Annotated in this window: 20 protein-coding genes, 1 tRNA gene and 1 pseudogene; 15 read left to right on the top strand and 7 right to left on the bottom strand. The window is 37.7% G+C overall.

Features of this window, described 5'->3' with window-relative positions; genetic code table 11:
* From K322_RS0112835 to K322_RS0112810, 6 genes and pseudogenes are all read left to right on the top strand, one after another.
* Window positions 1–291 (top strand): annotated as a pseudogene (locus K322_RS0112835) (hypothetical protein); the annotation flags it as partial.
* A gap of 205 nt (window positions 292–496) precedes the next feature.
* Entirely contained in the window at window positions 497–1,108 is a 612-nt protein-coding gene (locus tag K322_RS0112830) for a hypothetical protein (RefSeq protein WP_026627253.1), read from the top strand.
* 21 nt (window positions 1,109–1,129) lie between these two features.
* Window positions 1,130–1,897 (top strand): acetylglutamate kinase, encoded by a 768-nt coding sequence (gene argB / locus K322_RS0112825; protein WP_026627252.1) that lies wholly within the window; start codon window positions 1,130–1,132, stop codon window positions 1,895–1,897.
* Window positions 1,898–1,900: 3 nt separating this feature from the next.
* On the top strand, window positions 1,901–2,503 hold the full coding sequence (gene def, locus K322_RS0112820; protein WP_051290788.1) for a peptide deformylase: 603 nt from the start codon (window positions 1,901–1,903) through the stop codon (window positions 2,501–2,503).
* Between the two features lie 80 nt (window positions 2,504–2,583).
* Window positions 2,584–2,656, top strand: a tRNA-Pro gene (locus K322_RS0112815).
* Window positions 2,657–2,825: 169 nt separating this feature from the next.
* Window positions 2,826–3,452, top strand: a complete 627-nt coding sequence (locus K322_RS0112810; protein ID WP_134437357.1) for a TetR/AcrR family transcriptional regulator — start codon at window positions 2,826–2,828, stop codon at window positions 3,450–3,452.
* Window positions 3,453–3,481: 29 nt separating this feature from the next.
* Here K322_RS0112810 and mutS read toward each other — a convergent pair whose 3' ends face one another.
* Entirely contained in the window at window positions 3,482–6,064 is a 2,583-nt protein-coding gene (mutS, locus tag K322_RS0112805) for a DNA mismatch repair protein MutS (RefSeq protein WP_087880865.1), read from the bottom strand.
* Between the two features lie 204 nt (window positions 6,065–6,268).
* Window positions 6,269–7,183 carry a hypothetical protein gene (locus tag K322_RS0112800; RefSeq protein WP_026627248.1) on the bottom strand — a complete coding sequence of 305 codons (915 nt, stop codon included), beginning with the start codon at window positions 7,181–7,183 and terminating at the stop codon, window positions 6,269–6,271.
* 192 nt (window positions 7,184–7,375) lie between these two features.
* Between K322_RS0112800 and K322_RS0112795 the strand changes: the two genes are divergently transcribed.
* Complete coding sequence (locus tag K322_RS0112795) at window positions 7,376–8,020, top strand: hypothetical protein (protein WP_026627247.1); 645 nt, start codon at window positions 7,376–7,378, stop codon at window positions 8,018–8,020.
* 3 nt (window positions 8,021–8,023) lie between these two features.
* Here the strand turns inward: K322_RS0112795 and K322_RS0112790 are convergent, their stop codons facing one another.
* The 5 genes from K322_RS0112790 to hemG form a co-directional block, all read right to left on the bottom strand.
* A complete protein-coding gene (locus tag K322_RS0112790) occupies window positions 8,024–8,545 on the bottom strand; it encodes a DNA-3-methyladenine glycosylase (RefSeq protein WP_026627246.1) in 522 nt (173 codons plus the stop codon).
* 8 nt (window positions 8,546–8,553) lie between these two features.
* Window positions 8,554–9,351, bottom strand: coding sequence for a tRNA threonylcarbamoyladenosine dehydratase (locus K322_RS0112785; protein WP_026627245.1), 798 nt, complete (start codon window positions 9,349–9,351; stop codon window positions 8,554–8,556).
* Window positions 9,352–9,375: 24 nt separating this feature from the next.
* On the bottom strand, window positions 9,376–10,323 hold the full coding sequence (locus K322_RS0112780; RefSeq protein WP_051290787.1) for a putative 2-dehydropantoate 2-reductase: 948 nt from the start codon (window positions 10,321–10,323) through the stop codon (window positions 9,376–9,378).
* Between the two features lie 176 nt (window positions 10,324–10,499).
* Entirely contained in the window at window positions 10,500–11,159 is a 660-nt protein-coding gene (gene upp / locus K322_RS0112775; protein ID WP_026627243.1) for a uracil phosphoribosyltransferase, read from the bottom strand.
* Window positions 11,160–11,326: 167 nt separating this feature from the next.
* Window positions 11,327–12,706 (bottom strand): protoporphyrinogen oxidase, encoded by a 1,380-nt coding sequence (gene hemG, locus K322_RS0112770; protein WP_026627242.1) that lies wholly within the window; start codon window positions 12,704–12,706, stop codon window positions 11,327–11,329.
* 210 nt (window positions 12,707–12,916) lie between these two features.
* On the opposite strand from hemG, the gene K322_RS0112765 reads away from it, so the two are divergent.
* From K322_RS0112765 to K322_RS0112730, 8 genes are all read left to right on the top strand, one after another.
* Entirely contained in the window at window positions 12,917–13,321 is a 405-nt protein-coding gene (locus K322_RS0112765) for a helix-turn-helix domain-containing protein (protein WP_026627241.1), read from the top strand.
* A 61-nt stretch (window positions 13,322–13,382) separates the two neighbouring features.
* Complete coding sequence (locus K322_RS0112760; RefSeq protein ID WP_026627240.1) at window positions 13,383–13,745, top strand: arsenate reductase family protein; 363 nt, start codon at window positions 13,383–13,385, stop codon at window positions 13,743–13,745.
* A gap of 154 nt (window positions 13,746–13,899) precedes the next feature.
* A complete protein-coding gene (locus tag K322_RS19375; protein WP_051290786.1) occupies window positions 13,900–18,396 on the top strand; it encodes a translocation/assembly module TamB domain-containing protein in 4,497 nt (1,498 codons plus the stop codon).
* On the top strand, window positions 18,396–19,085 hold the full coding sequence (locus K322_RS19370) for an ABC transporter ATP-binding protein (RefSeq protein WP_035332071.1): 690 nt from the start codon (window positions 18,396–18,398) through the stop codon (window positions 19,083–19,085). The genes K322_RS19375 and K322_RS19370 overlap by 1 nt, the downstream gene beginning before the upstream one ends.
* On the top strand, window positions 19,082–20,200 hold the full coding sequence (pdxB, locus tag K322_RS0112745; RefSeq protein WP_026627239.1) for a 4-phosphoerythronate dehydrogenase PdxB: 1,119 nt from the start codon (window positions 19,082–19,084) through the stop codon (window positions 20,198–20,200). The genes K322_RS19370 and pdxB overlap by 4 nt, the downstream gene beginning before the upstream one ends.
* Before the next feature lie 232 nt (window positions 20,201–20,432).
* Entirely contained in the window at window positions 20,433–21,194 is a 762-nt protein-coding gene (locus K322_RS0112740) for a hypothetical protein (protein WP_026627238.1), read from the top strand.
* Window positions 21,187–22,248: a winged helix DNA-binding domain-containing protein gene (locus tag K322_RS0112735; RefSeq protein ID WP_026627237.1), complete on the top strand. Its 1,062-nt coding sequence runs from the start codon at window positions 21,187–21,189 to the stop codon at window positions 22,246–22,248. Before K322_RS0112740 ends, K322_RS0112735 begins: the two co-directional genes overlap by 8 nt.
* Window positions 22,249–22,301: 53 nt before the next feature.
* The gene (locus tag K322_RS0112730) at window positions 22,302–23,198 is read left to right on the top strand and encodes a class I SAM-dependent methyltransferase (protein ID WP_026627236.1); all 897 of its coding nucleotides are present in this window, start codon (window positions 22,302–22,304) and stop codon (window positions 23,196–23,198) included.
* Window positions 23,199–23,933: the final 735 nt, after the last annotated feature.

Raw genomic sequence — 23,933 nt, 5'->3', positions numbered from 1 at the left:
TTCTTCTATATGCCCTCAATCAATATATCTACAACCACATTAGGTACTGCAACCAAAGACCTTTATGCTCAATATAAGACAGAGTATGGATCACCTATGTACAAAAGTACGGGAGCACCGTCGACAATACCGCACTTTGCGTCAGCCTCCGATCTGTTTTATTATGTAACATATCACGATCCGTCACGGATTACCATAAACAGTATCAGTGCTGCCGGTGTAATGAATTATACTACCATCAAGAAGGCAAACTACGATGATTATATAAATATTGTATTTGTCGTGAAATAAGTTTTAGACGGGCTATAAGATTCGGGTGGATAAGAGAAAACTTATCTGCCCGGATTTATTTTATCTATACAGAAAGAGTCCTCAAAATGGTTCTGAAAATTCAGGAAAAGCAAAAAGGTATCACTCGAAAAAGAGTGATTCCGCTGTTACTTTTGTTACCTTTTTAATGCAAACACTGTATCTTTAAGGTCTAAATACAACAATTATGAAGAAGATAGTATATATACTTGCGTTATTATCTGGTTTATCAGCTTGCAGCAGAGCTTCCAAAACAGACCAAAATACGCACGAAAACACAACAAAAGACTCAGTCCGAATCACAGAAAAGGTTCCGGATGAGAAGAAAGAAGAAAAGCCAACCCATGAATCTCTAGAAAAATATTTTTCAAACGAAAAAGGCTGGATACAGATTCATAATGCTTTATCGGCCGACCAGACCGGACTGTATATTTATTTTCAGGCACCGGACGATGTGGCACGCAATCTCAGGTTACGCATACAATATCATGGAGCTGCCACTTATAAATTTACAATAGACGGTAAGCAGTATACCTATAACGCCAACAGGTCTCAGAATGCAAACGACAGTCGTTTCGTTGAAAATAACTCTGCAAATTGGTATGATGATACTGTAAAGAAAGACGACCTGAAATTTTTAGAGGCTCTTGCATCTTCGAAGAATGCCCGTCTTAGCATCGGTGGATCTATAATAGAGATCAGCAATCTGACAAAGCAAAATATACAGCGTACACTCGATTATTTCGAATCAATGGACGGACTATTACCTAAAACCAATATGGTAAATATCCGCAGATAATAAAACATAAGAATAATAGCTATGAATAAACTTACAGTTATTAAAGTCGGAGGAAAAATAGTTGAAGAAGAAGAATCTTTAAAACAACTACTTGATGATTTTGCCCGGATCGAAGGACATAAAATATTGGTACACGGTGGAGGACGATCTGCAACAAAAATAGCCGAACGGCTGGGCATACAAAGCAACATGGTAGACGGCAGACGCATCACCGATGCTGCAACCCTTCAGATAGTGACTATGGTATATGGGGGACTTGTAAATAAAAATATTGTTGCCCGATTACAGGCTTTGGATGTAAACGCTCTTGGATTGACAGGTGCCGACATGGATGTGATCAGGTCGGAAAAACGTCCGGTAAAAGAAATTGATTACGGCTTTGTAGGAGACGTCAAATATGTAAAATCGGAGACTTTACAATGGCTGATCGATAAAGATATAGTACCCATTATGGCTCCACTTACCCACGATGGAAAAGGAAATATCCTCAATACAAACGCCGATACCATTGCAGCAGAAACAGCTCAGGCAATGTCTGCCCATTATGATGTGACATTGGTTTACTGTTTCGAGAAAAAAGGGGTATTAATGGACGAGAATGATGACAATAGTGTTATTTCGAGACTTGATAAAGAATTGTATCAAAAATATATCGACGAAGGTGTTATTACCGGAGGTATGCTTCCTAAGCTCGATAATGCATTCCGCTCTATAGAAAAAGGAGTCAAGGCTGTTATAATAACTCAGGCATCGGAGATCGGAAAGGATAGTGGAACACGTATTATCTGAGGTATGAAAAATCTGCTGATTCTTCTTTTTACATTCTTATCATTCAATATTATGGCTCAACTGACATCAGACGAAAAGAATCTGATAAATAATGGGGACAAAACTCTCCCATTCGACGTTTTGAAAGTGACCGATAAGCAGGATTCTTTATTCTTGAGAACTCCATGCCGGGATTTCGATTTGACGAAAGATAAAGAAGATATAGCTTTATTGATCGATCGGCTTAAACTCACTATGGCTGTAGAATCGGGAGTAGGCATAGCTGCACCGCAAGTCGGCATCGGACGTAATCTATTTTTGTTTATGAGGATTGACCAACCCGAAAAAACGGTAATAGCTGCCATAAATCCGAGAATCGTAAATCATCCTGAAGAAACTATCTGTTTTGAACGTGACGGTTGCCTTTCAATTCCGGGTATGAGCGGTAACTCTATACGATACCCTTGGGTCGATGTCGAATACACTAACGAAGAAGGTCTACTTGTAAGGGAACGCCTCGAAGGATACAGCCGTGAAGGAAATTTTACCGGAGTCATATTTCAGCATGAGTTTGATCATTTGCAAGGAGTTTTATTTATTGATAAGTTGTGTGCTGAGCAAGAATAAATCTTATTCTTAGCTATTAAAATTTGATTGTTTTTTTGCTAAAAAATAGAATAACTTTTACCTTTGTACAGCCAATAGATCGGGATGTAGCACAGTTGGCAGCGCGCCACGTTCGGGACGTGGAGGTCGGACGTTCGAGTCGTCTCATCCCGACTGATAACAGTCTAAAGTGTAAAATATAAATACTTTAGACTGTTTTTATTTTATAGATAAGCCCTAGTTTAGTATACTTATAATAAAAACAACATATTTTTCTTTTTAGCAAATAATTTATAAATTTGGGCAACAACAATCAAACACTCACACCTTTAATATTAAATCAGTGGAAAAACAAATGAATCCGTCACGTAAGAAAATACTGGACAAATCTTTCGGACTTTTCTTAAATGAAAATTACGACAGTGTGACAATGCAACAAATTCAGGAAGCATCGCAAGTATCAAGAGGTGCGATATACCATCATTTCAAAAGCAAAGAAGACATTTTCAAGGAGATCGTAGATATCTATCTTCTTCCTATCTTTTCATCTTTCTCCAGCATAACAGAAGAAGAAAAAGGAACGTTGCTCAATACCATATATGCATCAATTAAATGCCGTCAAAACCACCAATTGGTACTGAAAGAAGTCGTTCCTTTCAAAATGTCGGACTTTTACCTGTATAAGTTTATATTTCAGGCAACAGAACAATACCCCGAATTTAGTGAACAGGTAAACAGCCTTTCTGAAAAAGAATTTAACGGTTGGCGAAACATCATACAAGCCGCTATGAGAACCGGAGAAATCCGTTCGGATATAGAACTCGATTATGTGGCACAATCCCTTATGACAATTCCTTTAGGACTAGGTGTTTTTTCGGCTTTCAGTAATTATATAAATATCAATACCAAAGACATCCGAACTTCTTATCTGAAATTCTATAATCTACTGAAAAAGAATAGTTTCTTATAAATATCGCAAAAAATAAAGGCTTTACACCTTTATTTTCCCGATACTATTTTCTTGATCTCGTTCAACTTATTCAAAGCTTCGACAGGAGTAAGGTTATTTACATCCAAAGACTTGATTTCATCCCGTACCTGACTCAATACCGGATCATCCAACTGAAAAAAGCTTAATTGGTAACCTTCACGCTGTTCGTTAATCTCTGCAATGGGTTTAGATATTCCCTGCTTACGATTATCCGTTTCCAACTGTTTCAGTATCGTATCAGCTCGTTTGACAATGCTTTGCGGCATACCGGCCATCTTCGCCACATGGATACCAAAACTATGCTCACTGCCCCCTTTAACCAACTTACGCAGGAAAATAACCTTGTTGTCGACCTCTTTTACCGACACATTGTAGTTCTTGATCCGCTTGAATGATTTTTCCATTTCATTCAATTCATGGTAATGAGTCGCAAATAAGGTTTTAGCTCTTGCCTTCGGATGCTCATGTATGTATTCGACAATAGCCCAGGCTATGGAGATACCATCATAGGTACTTGTTCCACGTCCCAACTCATCGAAAAGAACTAGACTACGGCTCGACAAGTTGTTCAGAATGTCAGAAGCCTCATTCATTTCCACCATAAAGGTAGATTCACCCAGCGATATATTATCGGAAGCTCCCACTCGTGTAAATATCTTATCAACAATACCGATCTGAGCCGATTCGGCAGGGACATAACACCCGATCTGAGCCATCAGATTGATAAGGGCAGTCTGGCGAAGCAATGCCGACTTACCGGCCATATTGGGTCCGGTGATAATAATGATCTGTTGCTTATTGCTATCCAGATAAACATCATTTGCAATATATGTCTCACCCAAAGGCAGCTGCTTTTCGATAACGGGATGGCGTCCGTTCTTTATGTTCAGAACATCAGAATCTTCTATATTCGGACGGATGTACTTGTTCTGCTCTGCTGTTTTTGCAAATGACAGCAGGCAGTCGGTACGGGCTATCAGATTGGCATTGACCTGTATAGTAGGTATGTAATCGACAAGACTCTGCACCAAATCATTATATAGAGTTGTCTCAAGACTTAATATCTTTTCTTCTGCACCCAGAATTTTTTCTTCGTAATCCTTTAACTCCTGAGTGATATAACGTTCGGCATTAACCAGCGTTTGCTTACGGATCCAATCGGCCGGAACTTTATCTTTATGAGTATTGCGGACTTCGATATAATAACCGAATACGCTATTGAAACTGATCTTAAGCGACGGAATACCGGTTGTATCTATCTCTCGTTGCTGAATATGCAGCAGATAATCTTTTCCCGAATATGCAATCTTACGTAATTCATCCAGATCGGCATTAACTCCGGACTTTATAACACTGCCCTTGTTAAGTAATGCAGGCGGATCATTTTGGACTTCTTTCTCAATACGGTCTCTTATTATCGGGCAAGGGTTCAACTTCTCTCCTATTGCTTTCAGGCTTGGCTCATCCGAATTAAGGAAAGCTTCTCTTATAGGTTCTATTGCTTTCAATGCCACTTTCAACTGTACAACTTCACGTGGAGTTACACGACCTACAGCAACTTTAGAGATAATACGCTCCAGATCGCCTATCAATGACAGATGTTCCTCTAAAAGCTGTTTCAAAGAAGGATCTCTGAAAAAATATTCCACAACTGCTAAACGATCATTTATCGGCTTTACTTCTTTCAGCGGAAATACCAGCCAACGGCGAAGCATACGTGCCCCCATAGGTGAAATAGTTTTGTCCAGAATATCGAGAAGTGATTTACCTCCCTCATTCATTGTTGAAATAAGCTCAAGACTACGGACAGTAAATTTATCAAGACGCACATACCGGTCTTCCTCTATTCTCGACAAGGTCGTAATATGAGATATCATAGTATGCTGAGTAGCATCCAGATAATGCAGGACTGTACCTGCCGCAATAACTCCGTCAGTCAAATGCTCTACCCCGAAACCCTTCAGATTCTTAGTTTCGAAATGCTTCAATAGACGATCACGGGCAGCATCTTCGGTAAAAATCCAATCATCAAGCTCGAATGTAAAGAAACGTGAACCGAAATACTCTTCGAACTGCTTTTTATTACTACGCTCGATCAATATTTCTTTTGGTGAAAAATTAGACAAAAGCTTGTCTACATATTCTTTATTACCTTCTGCTATAAGAAACTCTCCGGTGGATATATCAAGGAATGAGATTCCGAAATTCTTTTTAGCGAAATGCAGAGCACAAAGAAAATTATTCTCTTTGTAATTCAATATGTTATCATTAATCGATACACCGGGAGTCACTAATTCTGTTATTCCGCGCTTCACCAGTTTTGTCGTTTGCTTCGGATCTTCTAGTTGATCGCAAATAGCAACACGCTTTCCGGCACGTACCAATTTCGGGAGATAAGTATCAAGCGCATGATGCGGAAATCCCGCTAATTCTACATACTGAGCAGATCCGTTTGCCCTTCGGGTAAGTGTTATTCCTAATATCTCTGCTGCATCAATGGCATCTTGCGAAAAAGTCTCGTAAAAGTCACCGACACGAAACAATAATATAGCATCGGGGTGTTTCCCTTTAATATCGAAGTATTGCTTCATCAAAGGTGTTTCGGCTATCTTTTTTGACACGATATTTTATTTTTTGATTAATGGTAAGGTTCCAAACCTGTTTATACTTATTCAAACAAAGATAAAAAAAATACTGCGAATACATAATTTAAGGTCTCAGACCTTTTTATTACCCCTTGATCCTTCCCCCATATATATTTCTCTGGCCTCTGTGTTATTAAAAACTCTAAGTCTCTAAAGGAACTTTCCGTCTGAAGAAACAATTATATCCCTTTCAGAAGTTTTTATTACGATAGAATTTTGGAAAATCGCATCATTTATTGAACGAGTGGGATTATTATGCGATGCCTTGCCTTTCCCTATTTTATAAGTATCGATTATTTTCCCGTTTTTATTCTTACTTACAAGTACCGTAACCAACTTATTGTTCAATATTTCCAAATAAAAAGACAGCTGAATATTTTCAGAATAAAAAGATTCCAGCGGTTTTGTCCAATTATTAATATTCAATAGGAACGGCTTATCTTCAGTAGGATATAATTCCTTGTTTTTAATCAGTGAAGGCAGGTAATCAAGATCGAAAAAACGAGAAGAGAACACACATGTATCTACTGATTCAACAACAGGATATCCATCCTCATTTATCAAGAAGTCCACTACTGCTTTAACCGCTACCGGAGTATTGTATCCAGATGAACTGCAACACTCCGACCAGAATATATTCGTTTTGATTGTTTTATTTTCGATTTCGAAAAACTGATTAAATATTCCGCCATCGCTATCCGGAGCATTTTCGATTATTATTTCCTGTAAGTCGGCTGATAAAGGGTGTTGATCTCTGAATACAACAATAGACGAATATTCTAAATTCTGATCACTCAACATACGGTGAATTAGAAATAAATCGTCTCCATTGTTATTCTTCATTACAGCTATAGCATATATTTTTTCTTCGGGCTTATCGGTAAGATACAAACTTTGGGTAAATGAGTTTCGGGGCAGTTCCAACCCATGTGACGAATCATAATATAATTCACCGAAATAAGATCTGAATTGAGCGTAATCAAAATCAATTACAGTTGCCTTTTGCGAATAAGCAAATATACAACTCAGTATATAGAATAAAAGTAATATGTATTTTCGTTCCATTTTAAGGTTTCAATCTTGTTTTAAGGCCACAGACACCTATTTATTTATCCATCCAAGTATAAGCAGTAAAAAGGATCGAGACCTTATACTTAAGACTGCAATAAAAATAAGAATAATATGTTATTAATATATAATCAGGAAATATAAAAACTTTATTTTTATAACTTTGCTTGGTCTAGTTATATAGGTTATATGGATTTATTGCTACAACACATACATCAGGAAACAGGTATTGCCCAATTTATCGAAACAACTGCTTCTAAATACAATTTACCGGAAGAAACTCTTCACAAATTTACAGATGTAGTTATTAGTTCACTTTTAGGTGCTGTTTTACTGCAAGGAGATACCCCCGAAACAGAGAAACTGCTAAGTTCCTATTATTCCAAAATATCAGAAGAGGATATCGAACCTGCAAAAAGAACGGATTTAACAATTGGAATATTAAATAAGATTTTCAATAACAAACTAACAGAATTCTATTCTATATTATCCGAATATAACAATATCGAATTAAAGAATGTAGATGACATGACCATCATTCTTTCCGAATTGTTTATAAAACAGATACCCCGTTTTATGGCTTCTGAGAAATACTCTATAAACGGATTGCTCGGACATCTTTTGGGTGAAAGGGATTATTTTATCGATCAGATACCTGATGCTGTAATAGACCTGCTTAATATATCTTCTAAGCACAATATAGGTCAAAATATATCGGCGGACGCCGTTGTTGTGAGTAATGCTGTACGTTATACTCTCTTACGTGAAAAAAGAGAAAGTGAAGAAGCCAACAGAAAAAAAAGCTGGTTCGAAAAGATATTTAAAAAAGGCTGATCTTCACTTAGAGTCTTCATCAACAACAAATCTCCATTCCAGATCTCTCCATTCTCCGGCATAATCAATCCCGATACGTGGAGTTGTTTTATAAAGCGGCTTGTCATCAGAATCTTCGAACCATAATCTGTCACTTATCAGAAAAGATTCGCCATAAAAAGACGCATCCAGTTTCAGAAATTTACCGATCCGTCCGGGACCCGATATCTCTTTAACACCCCTGATGAGTACAGCCTGAGGGCAATCTTTCTCTCCGGTTACGACATTCAACAGCCAATACATACCGTAAATAAGATAAACATATATAGTACCCGGCTCACTGTAAAGCACTTCGGTACGCTTAGTCCTCCCTTTAGCTGCATGGCAGGCTTTATCTTCTTCCCCGCGATATGCTTCGACTTCTGTTATTTGAAAACGGTGAATATCTCCACTGTCGAAACGTCTCACCAAATACTTTCCAAGAAGATCGGGTGCTACATCCAATACATCTCTTTCGAAAAATTCACGGGGAAGTCTTTTGTCCATACCTGTCCTTATTCTTTACAGATATCTTTCATCACCAATCCGGCAATAGTAAAGCCGAATATGGCTGTTATATGTGCAAGCGTTCCGTTTATCTGCGCTTTCATACTGCACCACTCGTGATTGACTAAATCAGGATCGCCGGGTCCGTTTTTCGATCTCGGACAAAGGCAGGCTTCTGTTCCACAAGATTCATTCGCACCCCTGTTGTCGAGAACTTCCTCGCTGTATACACAAAGAAATTTACGGCTCGGTTTTCTGCTCTTTCTGAATTTACGGCGCAAGGCTGCTCCAAGCGGGCATCCTTTTACCTTCCAGAATTCGGCAACCTGAATCTTTGTCGGATCCATCTTCAAAGCCGCACCCATCGATGAAAAGAATACAGCCTTGGTTTGTGTAGCCCGTACCATCAGATCCATCTTGTTACTCAAACTGTCTATGGCATCTATAATATAATCGTACTTATCCAATTCGAACGAATCAGCGGTTTCGGGGCTGTATATCTGCTGTACTGCCGTAATCTCGGCTTTGGGATTGATTTCGAGTAAACGTTCTTTCAAAGCATCTACTTTTACCTGCCCCACAGTCTTTGTGGTTGCAAGCAGCTGACGGTTGATATTAGTAACACAAATACGGTCGGAGTCTACAATAGTAAGCTGTCTGATACCGGAGCGCACCAAGCTTTCGGCACACCAGCTTCCGACTCCTCCTATACCGAAAATAATAACACGCTGCGAGGCTATTTTATCCATCAGGGAGTTACCCAGCAACAATTCGGTACGTTTAAAAATTCCTTTTTCTATGCCCATACAGGTTTAAAGTCAAAGACCTATTTATATAGTTGATTGTATAAATTTCAATTGTTTTTCTAAAACAGCTACACTTGCCATCGAATAACCACAGCTTGCGGCATATTCTACGGGACGCGTATAAAGATATTCTATTTCCATCTGACGTTTCGAGTCGAAATCGACTTTCATACTTGGTGAGTAAGGTGTCATATGCTCCGTCATATGCATTATTTCATCGGCATATTCAGTCGGAATCGGGTTCTCCGCCAAATCAGATTTATTGCCTGCTTCTATAACTTCTATCATCATCCGGTGAAGTAGTTGCCTCATATCCGCATTGGCTATCAAAGCATCTGTTGTGGTATTCATTACCACCGTCATTCCATTAAAGGGAATATTCCAGACAAGCTTTCTCCATCTGGCATTTTTAAGCTCAAGCACTTCCGCCTCTACTCCGGCATTTTCAAGATCGGAACATACTTGCTGCAATACCGAATCATCCGGACAAGAGTACGACCCTACATTGAGCTTTCCGAAATCCAAATGAGCGATGTGCCCGGGAGCGGTTTTATTTGCGCAAATAAATGCAAGCCCGCCTGCAATATGTAAATCCGGGAAATCTTTCTGAAGGTCTTCTTCTACTCCCAGCCCGTTTTGAATCATCAAAACTACTGTATTCTCATGCAATAAGGGAGGTAAAATATGTTTCAGGGTTTTATTTCCTGTCGATTTCAGACAGACCAATACCACATCACACTTCGACATACTGTGCGTATTGTTGTAAGCATGTACTTCGGACAAACAAAAATCTCCACTTATAGAGTCTACTTTCAGACCATGCTCTTTCACAAAATCATAATCGGAACGAAACAAAAAATGCACGTCTTTTCCTGCTTTTGCAAGCATCCCTCCGAAGTATCCTCCGATAGCTCCGGTTCCAATGATTCCATATCTCAGGGTTTCGGTTCCATTGATTAGTTTATCAGACATATATAAGTAAATGAAAGTATTTGAAAGATAAATTTTTAAGCTATAACAAGCTCAAAATAATAGGTCTTCGACCTTTAAAAAAGAAAAACACAAAGCGCGTAAAACTTTCGGTTTCACAGGTCAACTTTGTGTTTCGGTATATATCAATTCAGGGACAGATTGCTCTGCAACCCGTTTTAAGAATCCTTTTCTCCGTAAGCAAGGTCTCCGGCATCTCCTAATCCGGGAACGATGTATGATTCTGCATTCAATGTAGGATCAATAGCAGCAGCCCATATAGTCGTATTTGCATCAGGAAACTTCTCTTTGCAATAATCTATCGCCTGCTGACTCGCTATAATCGTAGCGATGTGTATATGCCGGGGAGTTCCTTTTGTCAATAACGCATGGTACGAAAGTTCCATACTTTCTCCGGTAGCAAGCATCGGATCGGTCAGCAGCAATACTTTATTATCCAATCGGGGCGATGCTATATATTCGATACTCACATGAAAACTCTGATGATTTTCGCGGTATTTCCGATAAGCTGATACAAAAGCATTCTCGGCATAATCGAAATAATTCAAGAAACCATGATGAAACCCAAGTCCGGCACGTAAAATAGTTCCGATAACCAATTCATCCGTATGTAAAAAAGATGGAGCTATGCCAAGCGGTGTTTGTACATCATGTTCGGCAAAAGTAAGAGTCTTGCTTATTTCATAAGACATTATCTCTCCTATTCTCTCCAGATTCTTACGAAATCTCAGTCGGTCATTCTGAATATTTACATCGCGAATCTCACTCACAAAACGACCCAAAATAGAATTTTGAGTCGAGAGGTTTATTATTTCCATAAAGTAATTTTAGCTGCAAAGATAGAGCGAAAATATCAAAAGACCTTATGCATAAGTATTTTTTAGCATATCGAATAAATTAACTCTATATTATTCAACATGTTATTAGGAAACATAAAGTATTTAACCACATATTTTTAGCAATAAAAAGGTCTTAAACATTATTTTCAGACATGATGCACGGCAGTCTTCCACACAAGCGATTCGGCTATATCATACGCCTGCTTCACACGGTCGGCAATACCTATACCATTACGCAAATTCCCAGCTATGTATAATCCGTCGTGTTCGTGTTCTATTTTTGCAATAGAAGAAAGCCTCTCTCCGGTCGAAATTTCATACTGGGGAATAGCGTGTTCGTGTCTGAATATTTTCATAAAACTGATTGCAGATGAAGGTATTGCAAAAAGATCCAGTAATTCTTCATGCACAATATCCGTTATTTTCTGATCACTTAAAGTTATAAATTCGGGATGGTTAGTTCCTCCAAGATATATAGCCAGAGTGGCATAACCTTCGGGAGCCCTGTTCGGAAAACAAAAAGAAGGAAATAAAACACCCAGCAGCCGCCTGTTTTCTTTTTGAGGGATCAACCCTCCGAAAGATACATAACGGTCGTTTATTGCTTTACGTTCTACTCCTACCGCTACCTGAATCACTTTGGCATAAGTCAGATTCGAAATCTTTTTCATCTCGAGGGGAGAAACGAATGGCAGCAAATCGGGTAAAGCATGAGCCCCTACCGTAGTCACTACCTTGTATGAAGGTTGAGACATAGACTGTCCGTCTTTCTGAAAAGTTACTTCAAATGAATCATTTACTTTTTTTATTTTGATATCATGTGCTCCACAAATGATATTTTCTTTTCCGATTTTTTCTTCTAACTTTTCAATAAGCGAACTGAATCCATATTCTCCCGAAAAAACTTTCCGTGTTGCTTTCTTATCTCTCAGACTCTTAGGCTCAAGTCCTTTTTTGAACGATCCGCCAATAAAACTACCGTATTTTTGCTCGAGTTTATACAGTTTAGGCAAAGCATAACGAGTGATAAGCTTTTCGGGATCTCCGGCATAAATACCTGATATAAAAGGATTAACTGCATAGTCGACAAAAGACCGACCAATCCGTCTTTTTGCTAAAGAAGCGACCGATTCATCAGGGTCTGTTCCACGTTTACGCAAAGGCTCAAAAGCTATCTTTATCTTATCCCAAAAGTCGAATAATGGAGTTTTCAAGAAACCTACTCCCCCACTTGGAAGAGCATACCAATTATTTTTTTTGTAAATCAATCGTTTCTCAGCTTCACTGTTTGCAACAAGAGGTTCTATTCCGAGCATTTCAAAAAGTTCCGCTGTTTCGGCATTTCCTATCACTCCGGTATTAGGCCCTTCTTCAAATACAAACCCATTTTCGGAGTGAGAATACATAGCCCCTCCTACCCTGTCCTGCTTTTCAAGAACAAGAACTTTTTTACCTTTTTGCTGTAAAAAGAAAGCGGTGGACAGCCCGGTTAACCCTGCCCCTACTACGATCACATCATATTCCATCCGATAGTTTTTTTGTAGTAAGTAAAAGTAGTCATTCGACAAAATATACACAATAGCCAGATATAGTGATTCGGAATTAACAATGCATGCTTTTATTACATCAAGTAATCAAAAACAACTAATACAATTGAACCTTTTTCAATCACCGATTCATATTATTAACCCTAAATACTTATTTTTGTAAATAAACAAATTCTTAAATGGAAAGGTATGGAAGAAACAACTGCAAAAAAGAGTAATCACGGACCAAACGTCCGGCGTTGGAGAGAATGGCGGAATGTGAATCAGGATACACTTGCAGAACAGATAGGTGTATCGCAGGCAACCCTTTCGAGCTATGAAAAAAAGGACAAACTGGAGCAAGACATTTTAGACAGGATTGCGAAGGCTCTGGATATTCCGGTAGAAGCCATTACCGAACTGGAACAGGGTGCATCTATAAATATAGTCAATGCTTACGACCAATCTGGCTCTATAAATTATTCTCCAACATTCAATCCTATTGACAAAATTGTTGAATTATATGACGAGAAAATAGCTTTGTACGAAAGAATGCTCAAAGACAAAGAAGACGCGATTTCGTTATTGCATGAAGTACTGAAAGAAAGGAAATAAAAAAGAACGCTCATCTATACCAAAGTAATAATTAGGTCTGAGACCGTAAAACAAAATAATAATGGGGAAAATACTATTTGTTCAATATCCAAAATGCGGAACCTGCCAAAAAGCAGGCAAATGGCTTAAAGAAAATAATATAACTGTAGACAGCAGAAATATTGCTGAAAATAACCCTACAGACACCGAACTTACCGAATGGATAGAAAAGAGCGGATTGCCGATTAATAAGTTTTTCAATACATCCGGAAAGATATACAAAGAACAAAATATTAAAGAACGTGTAAAGAACGATTCAACAAAAGACCTTATCAAATTGTTAGCTACAAACGGGATGTTAGTAAAACGTCCTATAATTGTAACTGATAAAGCCGTTTTAGTTGGATTTAAAGAAGATGAATGGAAGGATTCCTTACTATCGTAGTATACAAGCTTAGTTATATATAAGGATCAATAGCTGATAACAAGTCTGAACAAAACCAACGTTTTATGTAGCAAGAGCAGAGCTAAACTTGTTTAAGCTATAGCGAGTCACGACAACCAACGGTCACAGGAACGTAGTGTATGTAAAATGACTAATGAAATTGAACTACCGATACAGCAGGGATATGGAGAACGAACAAAAAGAGAAAGAAACTTCGCCTAAGAAGAAAAGTATTATAAAGAAGATTGCTAAAATTTTTCTTTACATAATTATTGGGATCATTGCTCTCAATCTGGCATTGTATGGCTTATTATCGATTCCGTCAGTACAGAAAAAAGTAGTGGATTATGCCATTGCCCAGCTAAAACCAATTGTTAAAACTGAATTACGCATTGACGAAGTAAGACTGAAACTCTTTAATAACGTTAATCTGAAAGGTGTATATATCGAAGATCAGACCAAAGATACTTTGCTGTATGCCAGCAATCTTGAAGTAAGCCTCAGTCCATGGAAACTATTGAAAAGCGAATTGCTGATCAATGCCATAGATGTAGACGATTTCACGATACATATTTCGCAGAAAAACCCGGATGCCGATTTTAATTTTCAGTTTCTTATAGATGCCTTTGCCGGCGATACTACAGCTGTAGACACCACATCAAGCAGTCTGAAGATAAATATAGAAGATATAAAACTGAGAAACGGTAAACTCAAATACGATGTTCTTTCAGAAAACACCACCCCTAATGAATTTAATGCATCGCATATTCATATTTATGATTTGAATGCCGATCTTAACCTCCCTTCGATAGATACTGAAAACCTCAAGGCAACACTGACATCTCTTTCATTGAAAGAACATTCGGGACTTGAAGTTAAAAACCTGAAAGCCGAAGTTACATCCGATAAGTCGACTTACTTCATCAAGGATGCAGAGCTAGAATTACCTGCTTCGAAACTGATCATTCCTTTCGCAAAATACAACATCGAAACGAATGAATTTGCTGTAAATTCCGAACCATCGGTTCTATCTCCTAATGATCTGAAACCCTTTATGGCAGATCTGAAACAACTCAAAAACGACATAAAACTTCAGGCTTCCATTACAGGTAAACTTCCTGCTATAAATATCGACAGCCTGATCGTAAATTACGGAAATGAGACAAATCTGAGAGCCTCAGGTTCTATATCCGATTATGAGCACTACGACAAAGCACGGATAAATCTGGCCATTAACCAATTTCTTATCACTCCTGCCGATATCACGGATTTTGCACGTATAGGAGATTCTGCTTTTGTGGCTCCCGATATTCTCAAAACATTGGGTAATGTGAGACTGAAAGGTTTATTGACAGGATCACTCGATAATTTTAAGCTGGATGCTGATGCTTGGGCAAAACACGGTGCATTGAAAATGGTCGCAGCAGGTGCAACAGACACTACTTTCGAAAATTTCAAAGTAAACGCCAAGCTCCAAACACAAAATTTCAATGCAGGCTCTTTAATGGAAATGCCCGAAATGGGGCGTGTTTCAGCCTTTCTTAACCTCAATGCGTCACAAAGCAAAAGACAGCCTCTATCAGCTGATATAAAAGGACAGGTCAACAGTATACAATACAACAAACATACATACAAGGATGTCCCTTTCTCAGCTTATTACAACGCCTCTAAAATGGGCGGATGGATAAAGGGGGACCTGCCATTGGGTAAATTCGAGGCAAAAGCCGATATGACCCAGGATCGCATCCCCAAAATCAATCTCGATCTGGATGTTCAGCAATTAAAAATAGATCAGCTTATAGACAGTCTGGGATGGAAAAATCCGGAACTTACCTTCCACCTCAAAGGTGATATCACCGGACTGGATATGAATAATATACAGGCTGATGTAACAATAGAGGATTTTCTGTTCTCACGAGACAGTTTGTCATTCAAACCGGGCATTATTGCTCTGAAAGCAGGATCGAACAGCCCTACAGATAAATACATAAAACTAAGCTCATCGCAAATAAGCGGAAGTATTACAGGCGATTACAACTTTGTACAGCTCCCCGATCAGATCAATAATCTGATGCACCAATATCTACCGGGACTATTCCCTAAATTGGTGAAAATACCACGAAATGCAAAACATAATATATTCAATTTCAGTACAATTATAAATAATACTGAAAATCTCGGAAGCATACTTGATCTTCCTGCCAACATTATAAAACCCTTAACCATAGACGGTACTATCAATACAGAGCAAAACCGGATAATGGCAAAGGCAAATATTCCGGTTATAGAGTATGACAACCTCAAAATAAGAAATACGCAGATCAACCTGAATAACAGCGACAGCATCATAAGCATGAAAGCGTATCTGAATCTGTATGAAAACGGAAAGGGAATCGATTTCAATCTCGATACAAAAATAGAAGCTGATACTGTCAATGCCTTGTTAAACGTTAAGCGTGACAGTACTGATCTGAATGTAGATGCAACCTTGCATGCGTTGGCAAACTTTAAACTATCCAACAAAGGAGAACTTATTTCGAGTGTAAAATTCAAGCCTACAAACATGACTGTCGGCAAATTGATGCTGGCTTTCCTTCCTGCCGAAATACATAATGAAGGCGAACGTACTACCATATCCAATTTTGGTTTCATGGAAGGTAAAGGACGTATTATGAACCGATATTTGGGTATAGACGGTGCTATTTCGAATTCAAAACAGGATACACTGAATGTGTCATTCGCAAATGCTAACCTGGGAAATATACTAAGTGCTTTTGATATAGAAAATATAAGTGCGATTGCCGATGGAAAAATCAAGCTGACAAATATCCTTAATCAGCCGGAAATGTATACCAATAACCTCAGACTTGATAATATCATTATATTTAATGACACCCTCGGAGATCTGAAAATACAAAGTAAATGGAACGATGCCGAAGGTGCGATTGCATTCAGGGCATTCCTCGAAAAAGAAAAAACAAAAAGCGAAGCTGCCGGCTACGTATTCCCTGCTCAGGATTCATTAAACCTGAAAGTCAATTTAGACAGGGTATCAATAGGATGGATACAACCGTTTATGGCAGACATGATCAATAATGCAGGCGGAAGTATCAGTACCGGACTGAGGGTTACGGGCAAAATATCGGCTCCCGAAGTAAGAGGATGGCTGGGTGTAAATAATGCTTATGTGGGTATAGATTATACCAATGTAACGTATCATATTTCCGACACAATACAAATAACCCCCGACAAAATCGGATTTGATAATCTGGTCATAGAAGATTCAAATCATAATAAGGCTCGTGTAAATGCTGTAGTCACACACAAAAATTTCGAAGACATGCAGTACAAAATTGATATGAACCTCAATAATCTGATGGTATTAAATACGGCCGCCCGTACCGACAGTTTATTTTATGGAAGGGTATTTGCCAGCGGAAATGTAAATATCAAAGGATCAGACGATCTTATTGATATCAAAATGTCGATACGTAATGGCAGAAATTCATCTATAAATGTACAAATACCTCAAAATGAAGAAGCTGTAAAATATCAAAGTATTGTATATATCAATACTCCGAAAGAGCTTGATAAGATAGAGGCTCCCAAACAAGAAGAAGAATCAGTACTTCCTATAAAGTTATCTGTAAATCTTACCCTTACTCCCGATATGGCTATCGGTGTAGTAATAGACCCTCTGACGGGAGATGCCATGCAGGCTAAAGGTTCGGGATTGATAGACTTTACTTATGACATGAGATCGGAAGATATGAAGGCCTTTGGTAATTATATCCTTTCGGATGGTTCGGTTCGCCTGAAATTACAAAGTATAAAAACCCTGAGCCTGAAAATAAAGGAAGGAAGTAAACTGGTATTCGTAGGTGACCCGCTCAAAACTACTTTCGATATAAGTGCTTACAGAAGAGTTAAAGCCGATCTGGCTACTTTAGACCCTTCTTTCGCCAGTGATGCCAGCGGATCTACCAAGGTAAATGCCGATGGTATTTTGGGTATCAGTGGTAATATGGACAAAATGAACCTTACTTATGACGTTTCACTACCCGATGCCAGCGATGACCTTAAAGACCGTGTAAGAAGCCTTATATCCACCAATGAGCAAAAAGTAAAACAGTTTGCCTATCTGCTGGTTATGGGTACATTCTATTCGAATACAGGAGGTACAGGAGGTAATATAACAGACGGAATGCTAACCAGCATAGCATCCGGTGCTTTATCGAGTGGTCTTAATATGCTATTCGGAAATATGTTGGGTGATAAATGGAATATAGGAACAAATATTTCTTCTAATGACGGTACTTTCAACGATATGGATATGAGTATAAGCGTATCGAGAAAATTCTTGGATGATAAACTCGAATTTAATACCAATCTGGGTTACCGTACGGATAATTCGACCGCTTCGGACAATTCGTTTATCGGGGACTTTGATGTTGCCTATGCACTTACCCGCTCACTTAAATTCAAAGTGTTCAATAAAACAAACGACCGTTATTATAAACAAGCTGCTATGACACAAGGTATAGGATTGGTATATACCCGCGAGGCAAAAACAATCAGGCAGTTATTCAATATGTTCAGAAAGAAAAAATTCCGTAATAAAGAAGAAATTCAGACAGAAGGAGGACGCTAATGATAGATATCTGCCGCATATCAAAAAAATACGGGAATACAGAAGCTCTGAATGATGTTTCCTTTTCTCTGAAAAAGGGAGAAATCACCGCTTTTTTAGGACCTAACGGAGCAGGAAAAACAACTATGATGAATATCATAACAGGAGTAATAAATCAAACTTCGGGAGAAGTCCTTTTCGATCATGAAGATATAAGAAACAAGCCTGTTGAAATAAAATCAAAAATAGGTTATCTGCCCGAATACAACCCTCTTTATGAGGATATGTACGTATGTGAGTACCTGGAATATGCCGCAAGTTTTTATCTGCCTGAAAAGGGAATAAAAGCACGTGTTTCCGAAATGATAGAAAAAACAGGATTAACAGATGAATACCGGAAGAAAATAGGAAAGCTGTCTTTCGGTAATAAAAAACGAACAGGTCTTGCACAAGCTTTGGTACACGATCCCGAAATATTGATACTGGATGAACCTACCAACGGTCTTGACCCTAATCAGCAACATAACATAAAGGAATTAATAGAAGAATTAGGTAAAACAAAAACGATCTTATTTTCATCCCACCGTTTTGATGATGTCGAAAATATAGCCTCGAATTATGTTATACTCCATAAAGGAAATTTAGTGTTAAACGAAAGAGCCGAAAATATCGATTCTATAGAAAATACTTTTTATAAGTTGACAAAATGAACATCATAGCAGATAAAAATATCCCTTACCTGAAAGGTATAGGCGAAGCTTTTGGTAATATAACTTACCTGAGCGGAAACGAATTCACCAAAGAAAGCATCAAAAACGCAGATACACTTATAGTACGTACAGTTACACATTTTGATGAGAATATACTGGACGGTTCTCTTGTAAAGCTGATATGCTCGGCTACAATCGGTTACGATCATATCGACACCGAATATTGCGATAGCCACGGTATTACATGGAAAAACGCTCCCGGATGTAATTCGGGTTCCGTACAACAATACGTAGCATCGGCACTGATAACGATAGCGGAAAAAAAGAATTTCTCGCTGAAAGGCAAAACAATAGGAATTGTAGGTGTAGGGAATGTCGGTAAAAAGGTTGCTGCAATTTGTGAAATTTTGGGCATGCGTGTCCTCAAAAACGACCCTCCAAGGGAACAAGCTGAACAAAGCGGTGAATTTGTAAGTCTGGACGTAATCAAAAAAGATGCAGACTTTATTACATTTCACACTCCTCTAACAAAAGAAGGAGAATACAAAACATTTCATCTGGCAGACAAAAGTTTTTTTGATACCTTAGGTAAAAAACCTATTATCATCAATTCTGCTAGAGGTGGTATTATCGATACAGCATCTATAAAAGAAGCCATTCTCAACGACAAAATATCCGGTGCTATTATTGATTGCTGGGAAAAAGAACCTGACATCGATATAGAATACCTTCATCTGGTAGATATTGCTACTCCGCATATTGCAGGATATTCAGCTGATGGCAAAGCCAATGCTACCCGTATGTCTTTAGAATCAATTGCTGAATTTTGGTCTTTGGATCCAACCCCTGCTAAAAAGGTTGTACCTCCTTCGATAGATAATCCAAATATAGATTTTTCCTTACTGGAAGGAGATCAGTTTGAACAGGCAATTTTAAAGACATACAACCCTCTGGAAGATTATGTAAAATTACTGGATAATCCCGAAAAATTCAGTTCGCTAAGAAGCAACTACCCACTCAGACGCGAATTTCCTGCCTATACTGTTAAAAATATCGATAACAGAGATGTACGTGTATTATGCCGTAAAATAGGATTTAATATAGAGGCTATATAAGAATTCGTCCTTATTAGTTTTTCGAATATCTGATTCAGGGAAAATGAGTAAAACCTTATCTTCTCTGAATCTTTTTTATTTTCTATTCCGTTTAAAATTCTTAATTTGAACAAATTAAGATCTCAGACCTTTTTATTATCCATCCATGTATAACAGCAATAGGTCATTATTACTTTAAAATACAACATTAAATACTTACTATTACTTACATCTAACAACACTATCTGAAAGTATGAAAATTTATATTTTTATTATACTATCATCATTGCTATTAATAAGCTGTTCATCAACCAAAAGATATTATTTTTATGCAACACTCGACAGCGAAAATAATAAGATGAATAAAACTGAATCTGGAATTTTCACTGAAATAAAAAACAGTATAAAAATATCTTATGTTTATTCGGGTGAAAATATCAATATAAACCTGAATATAGAAAACAAAGCACCCTACCCTATTTCTGTAAATTGGGACAAATCGCATTTACAAATAAATGATATGATGCCCAAAATGTATAAAAATATTCATAGGAAGGATCATCAATTGGAAGCATACGAAATAAAAGAAAATTCGAATAAAGAATATGTCTTATTAAAAGATGCAGTATACAATTTCAAACAGATAAATAAACGAAAAGCCAGTAATAAAGAAAAAGCAGTCGGCGACCGCAATGTAAAGACAAAGTCGCTTGAATTTGACAGTGACAACTCTCCCCTGTTTCTTACAAGTACACTTTATATAGTTAAAAATAAAGATAATACAAAAGAAGAATATTCATCTGTCAATACTTTTTACTTATCGAGTCTGAATAGAATTGACAAAAAAGATTACAAAAAAATAAAAAGAGAATCAAATTCGAGGGGTGATATACTTTGTATACGGTACGAAAGAGAAAGAAATAATAAATTTGGACAAATGTTGATGGCCGGACTTATAGAAACAGCTTTCTTTGTAATAGATACAAAATTAAATGAAGGACTTGATTATGAATGATACTCTACAAAATATAAGAAATATAAGACTCCAGAGCCAACATTTGGTGAATAAAGCATTCTCTGATCCGAAAGAACTTATAGAATGGATGGGTGCCGTTCAGGCACAGGATTACAATATGGCAAAATGGGCTATCGGATGCCGGCTTCTAACATCCACTAATAAGATAATAGAAGAAGCTTTCGATCGGGGAGATATCTTAAGAACTCATGTCATGCGCCCTACATGGCATTTCGTATCGAATGATGATATACGATGGATGGTAAAACTATCCTCTAAAAAAATAATATCGGCTTGGAAATCTTATGACAAAAAATATCAAACAGATGAAAAGCAATATACAAGATGGCTCAATCAGATTGAAAAATTATTGGAAGGAAACCGTCATCTTACCCGAGAAGAAATAAAAGAAGAGTTTGAAAGAACAGGTACAATCATCTCTCCGCACGAAATGAATCATTGTATGATGAATGCCGAAGCTTTGGGAATAGTTTGCAGTGGTGCAGTCAAAAACAAAAAACAAACCTATGCCCTACTCGATGAACGTGTTCCGAAAACGAGGGATTTTACAAAAGAAGAAGCCTTATTCAAACTTGCAACAAAATATTTCAGAAGCCATTCTCCGGCAAGTATAGACGATTTTATATGGTGGTCGGGATTATCCACCTCTGATGCTAAAAACGCCATTAATTTGATTAAAAATAACCTTTTAAGCGAAAAATACGACAGCAAAGAACTGTATATATATGATGCAACTGCTTATAAAAGTTATTTAGATGAAAATTTACATCTGCTTCCTGCATTCGATGAATATATAATAAGCTACAAGGACCGTACTCATGTAATACCCCGCGAGCATTATCACAAAGCATTTAATAATTACGGAACTTTTTATCCTATACTGGTTTATAATGGTAATGTAATAGGTAATTGGAAAAAAGAAGAAAAGAAAAGTAAAACAATTATTACCAGTGAATTATTTATTAATGATCTGATTATTAATAATAATTTATTAGAAATGAATATCAATAGGTATCAGGATTTTATGAAATGAATCTAAAAAAAATATTAATAACTTTGCATTTCATTATATAACTATATAAATACATGCTTCTTCTCGAACCAAAATATTGGAAAGATTACGAATTAATAGATTCGGGCGATTATGAAAAACTCGAACGTTTCGGAAAATACATCATATCACGTCCTGAACCTCAGGCTGTATGGCAAAAAACTTTATCCGAAAACGAATGGATCCGGATGGCTGATGCAACTTTCAAACGTGAAAAAGGAAAATCATCAAATGACGGCAATGAAAGAGGGGAGTGGATACAAAAAAAGGGGATGCCCGACCAATGGTTTATAACTTATGACTATAAGGATATGCACCTCCGATTCAGATTAGGACTCACATCTTTCAAGCATGTAGGTGTATTTCCCGAACAAGCCGAAAATTGGAATTTCATATACGATACGATACAATCTCTAAATGTAAATGAACCAAAGATACTTAACCTCTTTGCTTATACGGGAGGAGCATCTATTGCCGCAAAAAGTGCCGGTGCTGATGTTACCCATGTAGATTCTGTAAAGCAGGTAATCACTTGGTCGAGAGAAAATATGGAAGCATCATCTCTGGATAATATAAGATGGATCGTAGAAGATGCACTTAAATTTTGTAGGAGAGAAGTAAAACGAGGTAAGAAGTACAATGGAATTATACTAGATCCACCGGCTTATGGAAGAGGCCCTGACGGAGAAAGATGGATTCTCGAAGAAAATATTGCCGAAATAATGTCTCTTTGCAGAGAATTGTTAGACGAACATGATTCTTTCCTTATACTCAACCTATATTCAATGGGATTTTCAGCAGTAATAGCCGAAAACCTTCTGAAAGATTACTTTCCTAAAGCTAAATCCTTTGAATACGGAGAACTTATAATTCCCGAACAATCGGGTAAACGGCTACCGCTTAGCATTTATGCAAGGCTAAAAACAATATAAAGGTATAAAACTCTTTTATCGCTCTCTTAATATATAATAATGCAGATGAATTTTTTCATCTGCATTATTTTTATCCATACAAAAAGAGATCTTTAAATAATGCGAATCAGTATTTGAAAAGTGTTCCTTTATTTTATGCTATCAAGTTCAGCTATTTACTAACGCACCCTCCTGGCTTTGTTTTTCATTTTGCCTTGATGCAAAACGAAACAAAAGATCAAGACTGCGTCTCCAACCCGACCCGCTCAGCTATCGAAAGCTAAGACAAATAAACATGATTATCGCTGATATCCATTTGTCTTTTAACCCTTTCTTCGTGCAGCGGGTACCCCGGGCTTCCGCCGAGGTCGAGAGCCTGACGGGGTCACAGACCCTTTTGTAGGCTGACGCAAGCAAAGGTGTGCGTTAGCCGGGGCGCATACAGGGGTGAAGCCGTAATCTGACCAGTGAAACGGGCATTAAAACTAAATGCTGTTTGAGCTCATAGAGCGAGTTTTATTTAGTTTCGCCCGTGAACGTTGTCAGATAGGCAGAGCCTCGCAGCGCCAAAGACCTTTTGGTTCCTTTAGGGGCTTTAGCCAAAAGGAACACAAGCAATCTATGATTGCGCATAGTAAATAGCATAATATTAAAGAACATTTTATCAATCTAACTACTGATTGGCATCAATAATTGATATATATATATATATAATTTTAAATTATCAAGAGTATACAGGGATAAATAAGTAACAAT

The organism is Indolivaga capnocytophagoides DSM 22835 (genome assembly GCF_000426485.1).
In the GTDB taxonomy this organism is placed as follows: Bacteria; Bacteroidota; Bacteroidia; order Bacteroidales; family Dysgonomonadaceae; genus Dysgonomonas_A; species Dysgonomonas_A capnocytophagoides.
Note: the sequence above shows the minus strand (reverse complement) of the source record. Positions and strands in the feature narration are given on the sequence as shown.

Excerpts from the sequence above, each read along its gene's own strand:
- K322_RS0112790 (WP_026627246.1), bottom strand. The coding sequence starts at position 8,545 with ATGGACAAAAGACTTCCCCGTGAATTTTTCGAAAGAGATGTATTGGAT.
- K322_RS0112740 (WP_026627238.1), top strand. The coding sequence starts at position 20,433 with ATGAAAATTTATATTTTTATTATACTATCATCATTGCTATTAATAAGC.
- K322_RS0112830 (WP_026627253.1), top strand. The coding sequence starts at position 497 with ATGAAGAAGATAGTATATATACTTGCGTTATTATCTGGTTTATCAGCT.
- K322_RS0112730 (WP_026627236.1), top strand. The coding sequence starts at position 22,302 with ATGCTTCTTCTCGAACCAAAATATTGGAAAGATTACGAATTAATAGAT.
- K322_RS0112780 (WP_051290787.1), bottom strand. The coding sequence starts at position 10,323 with ATGTCTGATAAACTAATCAATGGAACCGAAACCCTGAGATATGGAATC.
- upp (WP_026627243.1), bottom strand. The coding sequence starts at position 11,159 with ATGGAAATAATAAACCTCTCGACTCAAAATTCTATTTTGGGTCGTTTT.
- K322_RS0112800 (WP_026627248.1), bottom strand. The coding sequence starts at position 7,183 with ATGGAACGAAAATACATATTACTTTTATTCTATATACTGAGTTGTATA.
- K322_RS0112795 (WP_026627247.1), top strand. The coding sequence starts at position 7,376 with ATGGATTTATTGCTACAACACATACATCAGGAAACAGGTATTGCCCAA.
- pdxB (WP_026627239.1), top strand. The coding sequence starts at position 19,082 with ATGAACATCATAGCAGATAAAAATATCCCTTACCTGAAAGGTATAGGC.
- K322_RS0112735 (WP_026627237.1), top strand. The coding sequence starts at position 21,187 with ATGAATGATACTCTACAAAATATAAGAAATATAAGACTCCAGAGCCAA.
- K322_RS0112765 (WP_026627241.1), top strand. The coding sequence starts at position 12,917 with ATGGAAGAAACAACTGCAAAAAAGAGTAATCACGGACCAAACGTCCGG.
- K322_RS19370 (WP_035332071.1), top strand. The coding sequence starts at position 18,396 with ATGATAGATATCTGCCGCATATCAAAAAAATACGGGAATACAGAAGCT.
- K322_RS0112760 (WP_026627240.1), top strand. The coding sequence starts at position 13,383 with ATGGGGAAAATACTATTTGTTCAATATCCAAAATGCGGAACCTGCCAA.
- def (WP_051290788.1), top strand. The coding sequence starts at position 1,901 with ATGAAAAATCTGCTGATTCTTCTTTTTACATTCTTATCATTCAATATT.
- mutS (WP_087880865.1), bottom strand. The coding sequence starts at position 6,064 with ATGAAGCAATACTTCGATATTAAAGGGAAACACCCCGATGCTATATTA.
- hemG (WP_026627242.1), bottom strand. The coding sequence starts at position 12,706 with ATGGAATATGATGTGATCGTAGTAGGGGCAGGGTTAACCGGGCTGTCC.
- K322_RS0112785 (WP_026627245.1), bottom strand. The coding sequence starts at position 9,351 with ATGGGCATAGAAAAAGGAATTTTTAAACGTACCGAATTGTTGCTGGGT.
- K322_RS19375 (WP_051290786.1), top strand. The coding sequence starts at position 13,900 with ATGAAATTGAACTACCGATACAGCAGGGATATGGAGAACGAACAAAAA.
- argB (WP_026627252.1), top strand. The coding sequence starts at position 1,130 with ATGAATAAACTTACAGTTATTAAAGTCGGAGGAAAAATAGTTGAAGAA.